This is a genomic window from Flavobacterium sp. 1, assembly GCF_002797935.1.
Classification (GTDB): domain Bacteria; phylum Bacteroidota; class Bacteroidia; order Flavobacteriales; family Flavobacteriaceae; genus Flavobacterium.
This window is the reverse complement of record NZ_PGER01000001.1, coordinates 4923115-4938953: the sequence shown is the minus strand read 5'-3', so window position 1 is coordinate 4938953 and position 15839 is coordinate 4923115. Positions and strand designations below refer to the sequence as shown.

Below are 15839 nucleotides of genomic sequence, written 5' to 3'. Positions count from 1 at the left end.
GAAAGGATTTTGCAACCCTATTTTATTGAAAGCTTCTTTAAATTCTGCAAAAAATGGTCTGCAGACTAGTTCATACAGACAACAAGAGACTCTCCAAAAATAGAGTGAGCCCAAAAAGATAGACGGATTTATAAATAATTTACTAATAAATAACAGGATACAGCAGGACACTAATAAAATGTTAAATAAATAGCTTTGAGACAATTAACCTTAATTATCAAACCAAATTACATTATGAAATTAAAAACTTTACTTTTTAGACAAGTTCCAAAAGCCCTGCTGATCTGCGGACTTGCATTAAGTTTCGGGAATTTAAATTCCCAAACATTAGCCTTCCCTGAAGCTACGGGATTTGGCAGGTATACAACCGGAGCAAGAGGAGCTGCTAATCCTCAAATTTATTTTGTGACCAATTTAAATGACAGCGGAGCGGGCTCATTTCGCGATGCAGTTAGTCAAGAAGGCCGATTTGTAATATTTAAGGTTGGAGGGATAATCAACACACTATCTCAAATTGTAGTGGCAAAAAACACCACCATTGCTGGACAAACGGCTACTGGGGAAGGAATTGTTCTTCTAGGTGCAAAGGTTACATTTACAGGTTCAAATAATACTATAGCCCGATATCTCCGTATTCGGTATGGAACTACAACCCAAGGGCAAGACGCGTCAGGTATTGCAAATGGCGCAAACATGATTTTTGACCACATGTCTTTTACCTGGGGTACAGATGAAGTGTTTTCTATTAACTGGGATAGCAAAGGCACAAGTCCTGATAACATAACGATTCAGAATTCTATTATTGGCCAAGGATTACACCGTCACAATCACTCTGCGGGAGGATTGATGCAGCCTCCTGTGGGTGGTAAAATAAGTTTAATTGGAAATTTATATATCTGCAACAAAACTCGTAACAATAAAATAAAGGGAATTAACGAGTTTGTAAACAACGTGGTTTATAATTGGGGGAACTATGGAAATACTTATGGGCATGCTGAATCTGGAGACGCATACATCATGGGAGGAGATTCTGCAGGAAACTCAGATGTAAATATTATTAATAATTATTTTATTGGAGGACCAAATACAAATGCTTCAGTTACTACGCCTTTTAACAGAGGAAATGATAATTTTTCTTTATATGGTGCGGGCAACTATTTTGACAATAATAAAAATGGGGTATTAGACGGTACTTTAGTTCCTCAAGATTTAACGGGATATCCTACTGGAGATATAGCAACGATCCTGTCAGCTCCTTATGATTATCCAATGAAAAATACACCCTTAACGGCTCAAGACGCTTATAATAAAGTTGTGTCAAATGTAGGAGCATCGTACCCGAGACGCGATCAGGTAGAGAATTTAATGATTTCCGATTTGATGTCTAAAGGAACAACCGCAACCTATGTTTATGTTCAAACCGATTTAACATCAAAGTTTGGTTTTACAAACGGTGGAGCAGGACATGTTTATGGAGCTCCAGCTCCTTTGGATACCGATAATGATGGTATGCCAGATGCTTGGGAAGATGCAAACGGGCTGAATAAAAACAGTGCCGATGCTTTGGCAGTAAGCACAACACAGGTACCCTATTTGAATATTGAAGTGTACATTAATGGTTTAACAAATCAAACACCTCCGGATTTTATTATCCCCCCAACTTCGATTACTTTCAATGCAAGTTCAGTTGAAATACCAACTCCCTCAAGCAAAGTGATTTTAAATTGGACAAACAATTCAAATAACGAAACTAATTTTGTAATTGAGCGTTCAACAGATGGATTTTCTTTTACCGAAATTTCGCAGACAGCAGCAAATACAGTTACTTATACCGATGCAAATTTAATCACTAACACTAAATATTATTATCGCATAAAAGCTAAAACTGCCACTGAATCTTCGAGTTACAGTGATGTAAATTCTATTACTACGCCAGCAATTCCTTCGGCTCCTACAAAAGCAGCTACTCCAGCACCTGCAACAGGACTGAATGCCGTAGAACTGCTAAATGGTGCTCTAGCTTTAAAATGGACAGGCAGTTCAAATACAACAACTTATTCTGTTTATTTTGGAACAAATCCTGACAGCTTGACAAAATTAGGCGATGTAGCTTATGTTGTGGCTCCAACCTATTCACTTACTGGTTTAAGTCCAGCAACAACGTATTATTGGAGAATTGATGCTTCTAATGCTAAAGGAGTTGTGACTGGCGATTTATGGAATTTTCGCGCGCTAAATCCAGAACTTGTCGGTCATTGGCCATTTAAGGAAACCGCAGGAGATGGAGATCAAATTGCGGATATTTCAAGTTATACTAATAATGGCCGATTAGATGCTGCTTTTGATAATGCTGCTGTTAGAGTATCTGGAAAAGCAAATAATGCAATAGATTTTGGAACATTATTACCAAACAAGCTTATGGTAAGCATTCCGCATCAAGAAAACCTCTTATTTGACAAAAGTTCTTTTACTGTTTCATTTTGGATGAAGGCAGATGCTAGCTTAATACCCGCAGGTTCAACTTTGAGTTCTTATATATTGTGCAAAGGCTCGATGACAAAAAATGCCACAACAGGTGCAACAGGAAGAAGATTTAATATAGAAATTAAAAGTAATCAATTCCGATTTGCTATAGACGATGATAAAACTAAAACAGAACTTAATTCAACATTAGCAGCAACTAGTTATTTTAATGGAAATTGGGTACATGTAGTTATTATGAGAGATGTTACTGCAGCAAAATTGAGAATATATACTAATGGTGTTTTAACTGGTGAGAAGGCTGATGCAACTGGAACAGCTGTGGGTATTGGTGAACCAACTGATTTAGTAATTGGTAATATTGGAACACTTGAGCTGTATGCAAACACTACTCCTGCTCCTTACAAAGGAAAATTAGATGAGTTAAAAATATTTAACTACGCTTTATCTGCTTCAGAAATTACAGCGATATATAACACAACAGTTATCAATGCTCCATCGAATTTAACTTTCGAAAGCCACACAACAGCTACACCATTAGCTTCGACTACAGCAATTTTAAATTGGATTGACAATTCAAATAACGAAGCTAATTTTATATTAGAACGCTCATTAGACGGTTCTTCTTTTAATCAAATAGCAGAACTTGCAGCCAATACAACTGCTTATACAGATACCGATGTAGTTCATAGCACTAAATACTATTATCGATTAAAAGCAACTAACAAAACCGATTCTTCGAATTACAGCGAAATATTTGAAGCAACTACAGAAGCGGCTCCAGCTCCAATAAAAGCGATTAATCCTAATCCTGCAAATGGAACTTATTTCTTAGAACTGCCTACCCAAAACTTTAATTTAGCTTGGGAAAGTAATACTGATGCAACAAATTATAGTGTTTACTTTGGTACCGACCCAGAAAACCTAAGCAAACTATCTGATGTTTCTTATTCGGAAAATCCATCATACCAACTGCCGACAGCTTTAAATTCTAGAGTGTATTACTATTGGAGAGTGGACGCTTCAAATGATTATGGGACAACAACAGGAGATACATGGGGCTTCAGAATAACGACAAATGAAATTGTCATACATCCAAATCCTGTAAAAGAACAGATAAATATTAACATTCCTTCTTACAACTCGCCAAACATAACAGCCACTTTAATGGATGGAACAGGAACTATTATCCTTAAAGAAGTACTGGAAAGCAATGGCAACAGTAAAGGAAATTTCAAAATTCATTTGACAAAAAAGAATTTACCCGGTGTTTACATATTAAATATTACAGGTGAAGATCTAAACAATAATGTAAAATTATTGATGAAATAAAAGTTATTATGCATTTACAAAAAAGCGATACCATCCTACATAATGGTATCGCTTTTTTTATATCAGCTGAAGGCGATAATTATTTTTTGGAGCAGAAAGACTGGGCATTTTCAACAAATATCGTCCCGCTTTCCGTTACAATCTTATAAGCCGAACCCCGGCTTATAAGGATTTTTACTTCAATCGGGGCTAAAAGGAGAGATTTTGCTTTTTTGCCATCATTCAATAAAAACTAATCCAAGATTTAATATAGTCTACGGTTTAGAACGTTGATGCAAATAACAATCTTGTTCAGGTTCTTACTATTTCTACAATCATACCCTTCTTTTATATTAACCCACAAAGTCAATAAAATAATTAAATTTGTTAATTAAAAGTTAATTTAAAGTACTATGTGATACACAATACCTTTTTAAAGATATATATTTGCATAGGATATTATTATATGATCCAAATTATTTAATCAATCATCAATCAAAAAATTAATTATTATGAAAAAATCAATCATTTATTTAGGAGTTGCTTTAATCACTGCAACAAGTACTTTATCAGCATCAAATCTGTATTCATTTTCGAATACTTTACATGAAGTTAATTCCTCTGAAACAGCTTCTCCACTGAGCATTGCTATCAGCAAAGGAGATGTAAACATTGTCAAAAAGTTTATAGAATATGGTGCCGATGTAAATGAAGTATCAAACGGAATGACTCCTTTGATGGTAGCTTCCCGTTACAACCAAACCGAAATTATTAAACTTCTATTAGCAAAAGGAGCTATCCGTTATGCAAAAGATGAAAACGGATTTACTGCATTAAAATATGCTGAGTTATCGAATGCTAATGAAGCTATAGCGCTTTTAAAACAATAAATAGTAAAAAAATAAATGAGACATCATTTATAATGGTGTCTCATTAAAAAAAAATCAATCAATCAATCAATCAATCAATCAATCAAAAAACCATTAATCATGAAAAATTCAGTTTTAATCTTAGGAGTTGCGTTAATATCATTTTCAACTATTTCTAATGCAAAAAACACAGTTAACTTACCATACCATTCATTTGAGAGCATTATTCAATCTGACGATAGTGCAGAAATACAAAACGATGTGACAGGAAAATTTGAAAAACCTTTTTTAGCCGAAGAAACTGCTATATTCAATCCTGAAACTGTAATTGCTTATAATCCAAAAACAATAGAAGAAACTATTACCGAAGGCAATAAAATCATTGAGGCTTCAGTTTCTGATGATTTAGATTTTATGGAATATGAAGAATCAATGCGTGAAATAATTGCTCAATCTGATTTAATTACAGAGAATACGGCTTCTGATAAAATCTATCCGCTTTGCATTGAAAGAACAATATCTGATGAAATAGCCGAACTGGAATTAATTATTGAAAGTAATGTTACAAATGAAGCAAAACCATTAGACTTCCAAAAAATCAATAGTGATTCTTTCATCATTAATTCAATTAATACTAAAAAGTTTCTTGGGATGAATTAATGCTAAGGATGGTATAAGAACCATTAATTAGGGGATTTAAAATGTTTTTATGAAAGATGAACTGTCCACAATTGCGTTGCAAACGATATAATTAAACTTCTGATTTAAGTAGGTATTTTTTTCAAACGAACGCCAGTCTGGCATATGTTAATGGCTGTCATTTTTCAGGCTGTCGGTGTCTACAAATTTTAAAATTGTTGCCCAATCATTTAAAAAAGGAGTACAGCTTTCTGAATAAATATTCGCATCCATACTTTTTTTCTTAAGCCTTGAAAAGACAAGTTTATAAAGGGTTTTCTTTCCGCTGCTTGTTTTTGTCAATTTCGATGTTGGCACAATAAAAAAGTCGTTGTAGTCAATCCAATAACCGATTAAAAAATCTGCACATTTCCATTCGTTTTCAGTCAAAGTAAAATGGCAAGTGTTTTTACTTCTCTCGGCAGTTGTCGTAACTAAATGTTGTCTTGTTTTAACTTCAATCTTTACTTTACTGTTGTTCTTAGTATTTCTAATTCCTATGTCATAACCTGATTCCGAATAATTTTTAAAAATTTCCAAATACTCTTTTTTGTAAATGGTTGAATACAATTTGAACAAAATCATTCGTTCTCCAATTTCGCTTACAAGGTCATTTATATTTTGTGGCGTTTTATCTTGTTCCATCAAATTAAAGATTGGGAGCTGTTACTTCTCTAAATTCTAAAGTCATAATTCAGTTATTATTTTTTGGTTTACGTTACGCTTTTAGAGGTAACTGAAAGGATTGTCGTTTGGCGATGTGCCAACTAAATAAAGCACAAATTTCAATTAAACACTAATCTTTCAAGTACAGAACCAACTTTAAATTAAGCCTAAACCCGCTATGTTGTCAAACGATGGGCGGTAGTGTTTTGTGTACTCAATATTTTATTTTTTAGTAAATGAATATTTACTGATTTTAAGTATTATAGACAATATTACAATAATGTTATCCAAAGAATATTCGTTTATATCCATTAATCCATGAGCTACTTGGTTTCTTAAATTTAATCCAGCTTTTTCAGATAAAACATATTTGATAAAAATCCTGTCTTCTTCATCAAAACCAGTATGATTAATATCTGAACTTTTAACATCGGCAAGTAAATCATCTAATAATTTCTCCATTACCAATTTGTCATTGCCTTTTTGCCTCGTTTTAAAAGTAGCTATTCCGATTTTTTCACAAAAATTTCTGATTAGGGTTTCAATCTTTAAGACCAAGCTATCAACAATAGTCACATAGTCTAATTCATAATCATTGTCAGCATAGAAAGAATCTAGTTCTATAAACATTCTTTTTATACCGGGTTTTATCAAATCGATTGGAAGTATCCCAAATGCTTCTCCATTATAATTTCTTATTATGGGTTCATTAAACCAGGTCTGTTCTAAATACATTAAAATTGAATTGTAACTTATTTTTCCAGCTTTAAATGCTTCTATAAAAAATTGGTACATCGTTTGAGTTCCAATTTGAAAATTATAACCATATGACTGCCAAAAATTGAAGGCATCTTTTTCTTCTTCAGTATTAAAAGTATCTATAGTATTACCGTATTTATCCAAAATGGAAGAGCTAAATAATGACTTTAAAAGACTTCTTTTTTTAGTGTCATTCGCCATTAATTTAATGCTCTCAATTTTATTATACCAAGGTGTTATTATGAGATAGTGAATAATATCATTTTCATTTACTGCAGATACAGTTTCTTTAATATTTTGGGTTATTTTATCTGTATGTTCTTTTGGAAAATCCTGCCGAATTGTAGCTAATTTAAACTTCCCTCTTTGTTCTGAGTATTTTTTTTCAACTTCTGTTACTCTTTCTTTATTTTTTACTTGTTGATAAATTCTTAAAGCATTTTCAGTAAAAGTAACAGCTGCCATATTTCCACCTTTCTCGGCATCATCAGAAAGTTTAAGATAAAGTTCGGCTTTGTATTCTAAAAAGCTATCAATCTGTTTATTTGTTTTTTTAGCGATTTCAATATTAGCATTAGTTACATAAATTGCACCCCATATATGATTTTTTTCTATTTCTTCCGCTCCTTGTTTATTTTTAAGTAAAATTTTATTATAATCAACTTTATCTTTGAAAACTTTAAAATATTCAGATGTTAAACTAGACAAATCAATTAGTACACGAAGTGTGCCATCCATTCTTATATCCCATCCATTATGTGTTTCAGAAACTGATTTTACTATTTGCTCGAGTTCCTCTATTAATTTGGATTTATAAGCGATTAAAAATGCATTTTTAAAAGTGGTATAATAGTCTAATATGTAATGGTTTTTATCATCTGGCTTTTTAGCTTTGTTTAAATAATATTGACTTAAATCAAAAAGGTCTTTAAAAAGAGATTTTTTAAAATCAATATGTTTTGAGTATGCTGTTTGAGTTCCAAAATACATTAAAAGACCGAATTCTGTTTTAGCATACAAATTTTCACAGGTCTTATATCTATTTTCGAAATATTGAAAATCATCATTCTTTAAGTTTCTTACGTCAGGCCAATATAATGATCCAGTTGAACCATCCTCAAAAGTTTGAGTTCCTGACATTTTCCAACTCAATCCATTAATAGTTCCTTTGTCGGAATCCTCAACTTTGTTGAAAGATTTTGTAATTGAAAAAGCTTGTCTCTCTAATTCTGAAATTTCTAGAGTTTTATAATCTTTTTTTTCGTTTAGTATAGTTGAAATTTTTTGTAATTCAGAATTTATATCGTGACTTGAGCGATGATCGTAATCACTTTTATTTAGTTTTTCATAAAATTGTTCAAGTTCATTCATAGTCTGTGTTTTATTTCTGTGATAACATTAACCCCAATTTATACATACTCCGCTACAAAATAGATAAAATCCACTCAATTTTGAATATTATAGTCGCTAATATGTAACGTATTACAACAAATATATAATTAATATTTTTATTACAAATCATCACACAGCGTCCTCTGGTGCTCGTTTGCAACGAGTACCTACTTACTCCATGAACTTAAATAAAGCGTTTGCAACGCAACTCATATAAAAAGATTACAATGAAGGTTTTAGAATCTCTCGCTAATGTAACAGCTTCAGTTTTTAGCAACCCGCGTTGCAAACGCTACAATCTGTTCTCTAATTTAAGTAGGTACTCGTTGCAAACGAGCACCAGCGAGAGTTGCTTGGTTGCAGTGCGTATGTCTCTTTTTAAAATTTATTATGAAAAACTAAACCCGTAAACTAGCCCTGATGGAAGCGACATCTCCCGTCTCGTCTTTTTGGACGAGACGGGAATACAGCGGACAGCAGGAGTGATGCTGATGAAGAAACGGAAATTTATGCTCCTTATTCCTTTCACAAAAAAAGCGATACCATCCTAAATAATGGTATCGCTTTTCTATATCAAAATAAAGCAGGTTTATTTCACCAATTCAAAACTGTCTTTCAAACGGATATCGGCCGAGGAGGAACCAATCATTAAATCAAAATCGCCAGGTTCTGAAACAAACTCTAATGCGTTGTTGTAAAACGACAATTTTTGATTGTCAATTGTAAACTGAATTGTTTTTGTTTCTCCGCGATTCAATATGATTTTCTGAAAATCTTTCAGCTCGATTATCGGGCGAACTACAGAACCTACTCTGTCTCTCAAATACAATTGAACCACTTCCTCCCCTTTCACACTTCCTGTATTGGTTATGTTTACGGAAACGGTAATTGTTTCATTATTTTTTATTGCTTTTTTGGACAATTTCAAATTTGAATATTCAAAAGTGGTATAGCTTAATCCGTATCCAAATGGAAATTTAGGTGTCGTTGGCAAATCGATGTAAGCCGATTTGTAATTTTTATCTTCATTGACAGAAGGCCTTCCTGTATTGAAATGGTTGTAGTAAATTGGAATCTGCCCTTCGGTTCTAGGGAAAGTCATTGGCAGTTTTCCTGATGGATTATAATCGCCAAAAAGCACATCGGCAATGGCATTTCCAGCTTCTGATCCCAGCCACCACGTGTAGACAATGGTTGGCATATTATCGGCAATCCAATTAAAAACAAGCGGTCTTCCCGCATTAATCAAAATAACGATTGGCTTCCCAGTTTTTTGAAGCTCCTTAATCAGTTCCTCCTGAACGCCTGGCAACTGCAGATTGCTTTTGCTTTTGGCTTCCCCGCTTTTATTGAAATTTTCTCCAATACTCAAAATAATAACCTTAGCTTGGCTGGCAACATGCAGCGCATCTGCAAAACCTTCTTTGCTTTTGTCTTCAACACCACAGCCTTTGGCATATAAAATTTTGGTTCTTTTGCCTACTTTATTCTCCAAGCCTTCCCATTGTGAAACGATATAAGTCGAATCAACATCTTTTACATCTACAGCCCAAAATCCGTGATTGTCTCTTTTCGATTTTACCATTGGTCCAATAAATGCAATTGTTTTTAGCCCTTTCGAAAGTGGCAGAACATCTCTTTCGTTTTTCAGCAGGACAATACTTTTTGCAGCCATCGCTCTTGCCGCTTTGGTATGTTCCGGATTATTTAATGCTGCTTGTTCCCTTTCCGGACTGCAGAATTTATAGGGATCATCAAACAATCCCATTTCGAATTTCTTGCGCAAAATTCTTTTTACAGCGTCATCGATTAAAGCTACAGGAACTTTGTTTTCTTTTACCAATTGCTCCAAATTATAGCGATAGGCATTGCTTTCCATATCCATGTCACTTCCTGCGGTTATGGATGCAAGAGCAGCTTCTTTATTGTCTTTTACGTAACCGTGATTCACCATTTCACCAATAGAGCCCCAATCGGAAACTACAAAACCCTGAAAATTCCATTTGCCTTTCAGGATGTCTCTCAATAAATAACTGTTTCCTGTGGCTGGTATTCCGTTTAGATCGTTGAACGAATTCATAAAAGTAGCCGCTCCCGCATCTAGTGCCGATTTGTAAGGAGGCAAATACGTTTCCCAAAGCATTCTGTTACTCATGTCAACCGAGTTGTAATCGCGTCCGCCAATTGCTGCTCCATAAGCGGCAAAATGTTTTACGCATGCCATAACCGAATTTACATCGCCTAAATTTCCTTGAAATCCTTTAACTCTTGCATACGCAATTTTGGATCCTAAATAGGTATCTTCTCCAGCACCTTCCATCACTCTGCCCCAACGCGGGTCACGAGAAATATCAACCATTGGAGCAAATGTCCAGTGAATTCCAGAAGCAGCGGCTTCGGTAGCAGCAATTCTGGCTGAAAGTTCAATCGCAGACAAATCCCAGCTTGCCGCTTCGGCTAGTGGAATTGGAAATGTAGTTTTGTAGCCATGAATTACATCCAAACCAAATAACAACGGAATTTTCAAACGCGACTGCATTGCTAAATCTTGGTACTGTCTTGTGTATTTTGTACCCATGATATTCAGCATCGAACCAATTAAGCCTTTTTTGATTTCGCTTTGTTTATTAACATTAATGGTAATTGGCCCCGTAACAGTATTGTCACCTGTGTATTGGTTCATCTGCCCGATTTTTTCTTCCAAAGTCATTTTCTTCAATAAGGCTTCAACTTTTTGATCTATGGTTTGCTGCTGTGAAAAAGCAAAAAAAGAAACGAATACTAATAGTAGTGTAGCTGTTTTTTTCATTTTACAAATTTTATATTCAATTGAAATGCACTATTTTAGTTTTAGTGCTTTTTAAATTCCAGAAAATTAAGATTAAAATTCCCACCTTCAAAGTTAACACGAATTTTATTTACGCCCTGCTTGAGGGTAACATTTTTAATTGTAACTGTTTTCCAAGTCGTTAATCCTCCCGAAATGGGAAGATTTATTGATTCAGAAATTCTATTGCCATCTTGTTCCAAATATATTTTTCCACCTGCTTTTTCGCTTGAATATCGAACTTCAACATCAAAGTTTGCTTCTTTTTTTACATCAACAGTAAACTGCAGCCATTCTTTATCTTCAATGAAAGAGACTTGAAAACCGTTGGTTTCTTTATCTGTACAGGATTCAATATCAACCCCATCGTTTCTCATTTTTCCACCTTTATTCCATTGCGTAAATTTAGTTCCGTCATAATTGGCAATATCTTTATCCGAATAAGCATAACCGTTTTGACCTAAATCATACTCGGTCGCATATACTCTTCCTGGAAGCTGATGGTTTTTATATTTTTTGGTATCATTGGTTTGTACTTGTCTAAACATGGCATCAATCACATCATGTCTTATAGTAAGATGGTCTATTTTATAATTGGCAGCCGTTTGCATTAGTACTTTTTTTGCAAAATCAGAATTTGGTTTTTCGCCTCCATTTTTCCAATACTCTAATATTTTATCGTAGCCTGCTGGTTTTGTAACCGAAGTTACTCCTGCTAAATTTTCAATTTTTTTTATTGGCCAGAAAGCCCAGCCTATGTTATTGGATTCCATTAATGAAATGGCTTCTTCAAACCACACATTAGAATTTTCTCCGCTTTCGCCCAACCAAATTGGCACATTATATTGTGTTCTGTAATTTAGCATAGTCTGAATAGAAGCTGTATCATTGTTATTCCAATATTTATGAAAACTCAGCGCCATATTTTCATCCCAAAGCGGGAATATTCCGCTGTAATTATTTCCCCAGCAATTTCCTTCAATGATAATTAAATGATTGTCATCAATAGTTCTAATAGCTTTTGTGATTCTAAGCTGCAGCGCTCTCAAAGGAGCGTTTGATGTTTCATCACAGCCGTTTTGATTAGTTCCAGTAAAATTCCAGTTGGGTTCATTGATAATATCATAACCTCCTATCCACGGATTGTCTTTATAACGCTGGGCTAATTTTTCCCAAAGCGCCACCATTTTATCTTGATTTGCAGTACTCTCCCAGAGTGATGGTTTTGAATCATCGTAGTCTGATATTGCAGCATCTTTCCCTTGGCCTCCAGGAGCAGCGTGCAAGTCTAAGATTAAATATATTTTATTGGCAGCACACCATTTTACTAAATCATCGGTCATTTTAAAACCTTCCTCTAACCAAATAATTTGGCCATTTTTTTCGTTTTCGATTGCTGGAGTGTATAAATTGTAATGCATTGGCAAACGGATGGAGTTAAATCCCCATGCTGCCAAAGAGTCAATATCTCTCTTTGTGATTCCGTTAGTTTTGTATGCTTTATAGAATTCTTCGGTAGCTTCCTTACCAATCAGATCAGTAATTTTTTGCTTGATTTTATATTGTGATCCGGCAAAAGCACCTGTTTGAATCATATATCCTTCCTGTACCATCCAGCCGCCTAAACCTAAACCGCGCAAAACTACATTTTTACCATTTCCGTCCACAATATTTTGTCCGTCCCTATGCAAAAAACCCTGCCCAAATGAAGCAGTGACAAAACACAAAAAAGAAAATACTATTATTTTTTTTATCATTATTAACTATAAATTTGAATGTTATCAAAATTAGGAAAAAGAGGTTAAGCCGATTTAAAATTAGTACACCAAAGTCTGTATTGCATTAGGCAGAGTCGTAAGCCTGTACTAATACGGCGGCCGTTATTTTTTTATAATCTGTAAGGTGATCATTTTTTGTTTTTTTGATACCCTATTGCCAAATATAGGTTCCTACAGCTCCCCCTTCCAGTGAAGTAGTAATCCATTTTCCGTTGTATTTAACATTAAATAATTCGGTAGCATTTCCATCATTTACAACCAGTAATACTTTTTTCCCTTCAGGAGTTTTGAAAGCAACATTATGCAGATTGCCTACAACAGCACTTCCAATTCTAACAGAACCCGCAGGCACAAACTTGGACGCATGAGCTGCTGCATAATACCCGACATTACGGCTCAATGATTCACTGCTGTTTATTGTTATTGCTCCTTTACAGGTTGTACATCCTCCATCTGTATGAGGACCAAAAGAACCGTCATTGGCAAGATTCCACTGCAGTGCGTTTTTACTCCAATTGCGCATTGATCCGATAATTACATTTTTAGTCTGCCATTTTAAATCTCCGTCAAATGCGCCTGTAGATGAAGTATACTGCTCCGTAAAATAAACATCTTTATCCGGGAATGCATCATGAACGGTAGAAAGTGCGCTGATATCACCTCCGTACAAATGAAATGCTGAACCAGTTACAAAAGGGTAAGCTGCGGCATCTTTTAAAATCGTAATCGGATATTGGGGGTTATCGCAATTATGATCATAAGAAATAATCTTTGTAACAATATTGGCAGATTTAAATGCCGGGCCCAAATTATTTTTTATAAAATCGGCCTGCTGCAGAGCAGTCATTACCATACTCGGATTGTTACCCCCGTGTAAAGGCTCGTTTTGTGGAGTAACTGCATCAATTACAATTCCTTCAGCTTTCATTTTTTGAATGAATTTTACAAAATACTGAGCATATACTTCATAATATTTAGGCTGTAAACTCCCGCCGACAAAATTATTATTGTCTTTCATCCAAAGCGGTGCAGACCAAGGAGAACCCATTATTTTGATATTAGGATTAATCGCCAGAATTTCTTTCAGCAGCGGAATCAAATCGGTCATATCAGGAGCCAGACTAAAATTAGCCAGACTAATATCTGTCTGTCCTGTTGGCATATCGTCATAAGTAAAAGGAGCAGCATTCAAATCGGAAGCTCCGATACTGATTCTCAAATAGCTCAATCCAATAGAATTATCGCCTGAACCAAACAATTCCTGCAATAAGTCTTTCTTTTTCTGCGCAGTCAATTGATTAATCACTTGTGCACTTCCGCCAGTCAATGTAAATCCAAAGCCATCAATAGTCTGATACTTTTGAGTCTCATTAATTTCAATACTTGGATAAATATTTGCCTTGTTCCCAAAAGCTAAAACACTTGTCTGTTTTTTCAAAAGTGCTGATTGATTTCCTGTCGTAAGCCAAAAATCAACTTCATTTTTTGCTACTGGAGGTGTCGTAGGAATTGGATCTGGTGAACCGCCTCCATCATTCGAAGAGGAACAGCTGATGTGTATTGCTGAAAAAGCTATTATGAAAAACAGCTGGCCTAATTGATGTATTTTTTTCATTATTTATTTGTAATTAATTCGACAAAAACTGGATAATGATCTGTTTTGGACTCTGAATTATTGTTATTTAATTTTCTATTCTTGATAACCTGAAGGCTAATTATTAATTTTTGGAGCAGAAAGATTGGGCTTTTTCAGCAAGTATCGTCCCGCTTTCCGTTACAATCTTATGTCCCGAACCCCGGGCCATAAGGATTTCCACTGCAATCGGGGCTAAAAGGAAAGATTGGGCTTTTTTGCCATCATTCAAAAAAAATCTAGGCTTTAACTATAGACAAAGGTTTCAACCGTTGGAGATAATTGTTCCTTAGTTATACACTCTAATATAATCCACCTCAAAAGTTGAAGATGTAAAATTTGGATCTACAGGACCTCCCCAAACTCCCCCCATAGCAAAATTGACAATTAGATAAAAGTTTTTGTTGAAAGGGAATTTATCTGAATTTACAAAAGTGTAATACAGCTTGTCATCTACATAAAACTTTATATAGCCTGCTCTCCAATCTGCGGTATAAATATGGAATTCGGTATTATCATTTGGTACGTTTATAGTTCCTGTATCTGGAGTAGCTCCTGAACGCCCAGGAGAGTGCAACGATGAATGATTGACATTCATCTCTTTTCCAACTGATTCTAAAATATCAACTTCGCCGCATGCAGGCCATCCAACACTGCCAATATTACTGCCCAGCATCCAAACTGCAGGCCAAGTTCCAACTCCAGTAGGCAGTTTTGCTCTAATCACTATTTTGCCATAAGTAAAATCAAATTTTCCATTGGATTCTAATCTTCCAGAAGTGAAGTCTCCCTTTCCGTATTTTTCTCTGATGGCTTTTATTTTCAAAACACCGCCTTGAACAATTGTGTTTTCAGGACGATTGGTATACGACTGAAGTTCGCTGTTAACATTCCCAGGATCCCAAATTTGGAAAGTCCATTTGGAAGCATCTGGTGCGCCATCAGTATTAAATTCATCAGACCAAATTAACTTGGATTCTACCAAAACGGTAATAGAGAGTGAGGTGCTGACAAATTTTCCAGCATTATAAGCAGACACATATAACACATAAGTATTAGCACCCGATGCCGTATAAGTGTACGAAAAACTGCCGTTTGTCACTTCCTTTGTTTCTCCATTTCCAAGAGTAATTTTATATGATGTTGCATTTGCTGCCGATAAAGTAAAATTTACCACACCGGTTCCATCTCCATTTGGATTTTGCACTGAAGCCCCAACAATTGTGGCTGTAACTTTTAAGTTTTCTGGTGCTTTATTTTCAGCTGCCGGCTCGTCTGAATTTGAACCGCTGCAGGAAATAAACAGAAAGCAGTTCAGCACAATAACTAAATTAATTCTAGAAAGATATTTTTTCATTTTTTTACTATTCGTTAAAACATTCCACTTAAAAAATGGCCCATAATCATAGAGAATGAGCCATTCTACCAACTCAACCTAACTAACT

General features: G+C 34.9%; 9 protein-coding genes. 3 read left to right on the top strand and 6 right to left on the bottom strand.

Annotated elements, in window-relative coordinates; translation table 11 throughout:
- Positions 1-234 precede the first annotated feature (234 nt).
- The 3 genes from CLU83_RS20005 (at position 235) to CLU83_RS19995 (ending at position 5321) form a co-directional block, all read left to right on the top strand.
- A complete protein-coding gene (locus CLU83_RS20005; protein WP_100433233.1) occupies positions 235-3813 on the top strand; it encodes a LamG-like jellyroll fold domain-containing protein in 3579 nt (1192 codons plus the stop codon).
- A gap of 491 nt (positions 3814-4304) precedes the next feature.
- Positions 4305-4682, top strand: a complete 378-nt coding sequence (locus tag CLU83_RS20000) for an ankyrin repeat domain-containing protein (protein ID WP_100433232.1) — start codon at positions 4305-4307, stop codon at positions 4680-4682.
- A 99-nt stretch (positions 4683-4781) separates the two neighbouring features.
- Positions 4782-5321 (top strand): hypothetical protein, encoded by a 540-nt coding sequence (locus CLU83_RS19995; RefSeq protein WP_100433231.1) that lies wholly within the window; start codon positions 4782-4784, stop codon positions 5319-5321.
- A 147-nt stretch (positions 5322-5468) separates the two neighbouring features.
- Here CLU83_RS19995 and CLU83_RS19990 read toward each other — a convergent pair whose 3' ends face one another.
- The 6 genes from CLU83_RS19990 to CLU83_RS19965 all read right to left on the bottom strand — a co-directional run bounded on the left by CLU83_RS19990 (position 5469) and on the right by CLU83_RS19965 (position 15751).
- Complete coding sequence (locus CLU83_RS19990; RefSeq protein ID WP_100433230.1) at positions 5469-5984, bottom strand: protein NO VEIN domain-containing protein; 516 nt, start codon at positions 5982-5984, stop codon at positions 5469-5471.
- Positions 5985-6227: 243 nt separating this feature from the next.
- Entirely contained in the window at positions 6228-8135 is a 1908-nt protein-coding gene (locus tag CLU83_RS19985) for a DUF4209 domain-containing protein (RefSeq protein WP_100433229.1), read from the bottom strand.
- A 610-nt stretch (positions 8136-8745) separates the two neighbouring features.
- On the bottom strand, positions 8746-10965 hold the full coding sequence (locus CLU83_RS19980) for a glycoside hydrolase family 3 N-terminal domain-containing protein (RefSeq protein ID WP_100433228.1): 2220 nt from the start codon (positions 10963-10965) through the stop codon (positions 8746-8748).
- Positions 10966-11006: 41 nt separating this feature from the next.
- Positions 11007-12740: a cellulase family glycosylhydrolase gene (locus CLU83_RS19975; RefSeq protein ID WP_198512315.1), complete on the bottom strand. Its 1734-nt coding sequence runs from the start codon at positions 12738-12740 to the stop codon at positions 11007-11009.
- Positions 12741-12912: 172 nt separating this feature from the next.
- Positions 12913-14376, bottom strand: a complete 1464-nt coding sequence (locus tag CLU83_RS19970) for a glycoside hydrolase family 30 beta sandwich domain-containing protein (RefSeq protein ID WP_100433227.1) — start codon at positions 14374-14376, stop codon at positions 12913-12915.
- Between the two features lie 307 nt (positions 14377-14683).
- Positions 14684-15751, bottom strand: coding sequence for a glycoside hydrolase family 16 protein (locus CLU83_RS19965; protein ID WP_100433226.1), 1068 nt, complete (start codon positions 15749-15751; stop codon positions 14684-14686).
- Positions 15752-15839 lie beyond the last annotated feature (88 nt).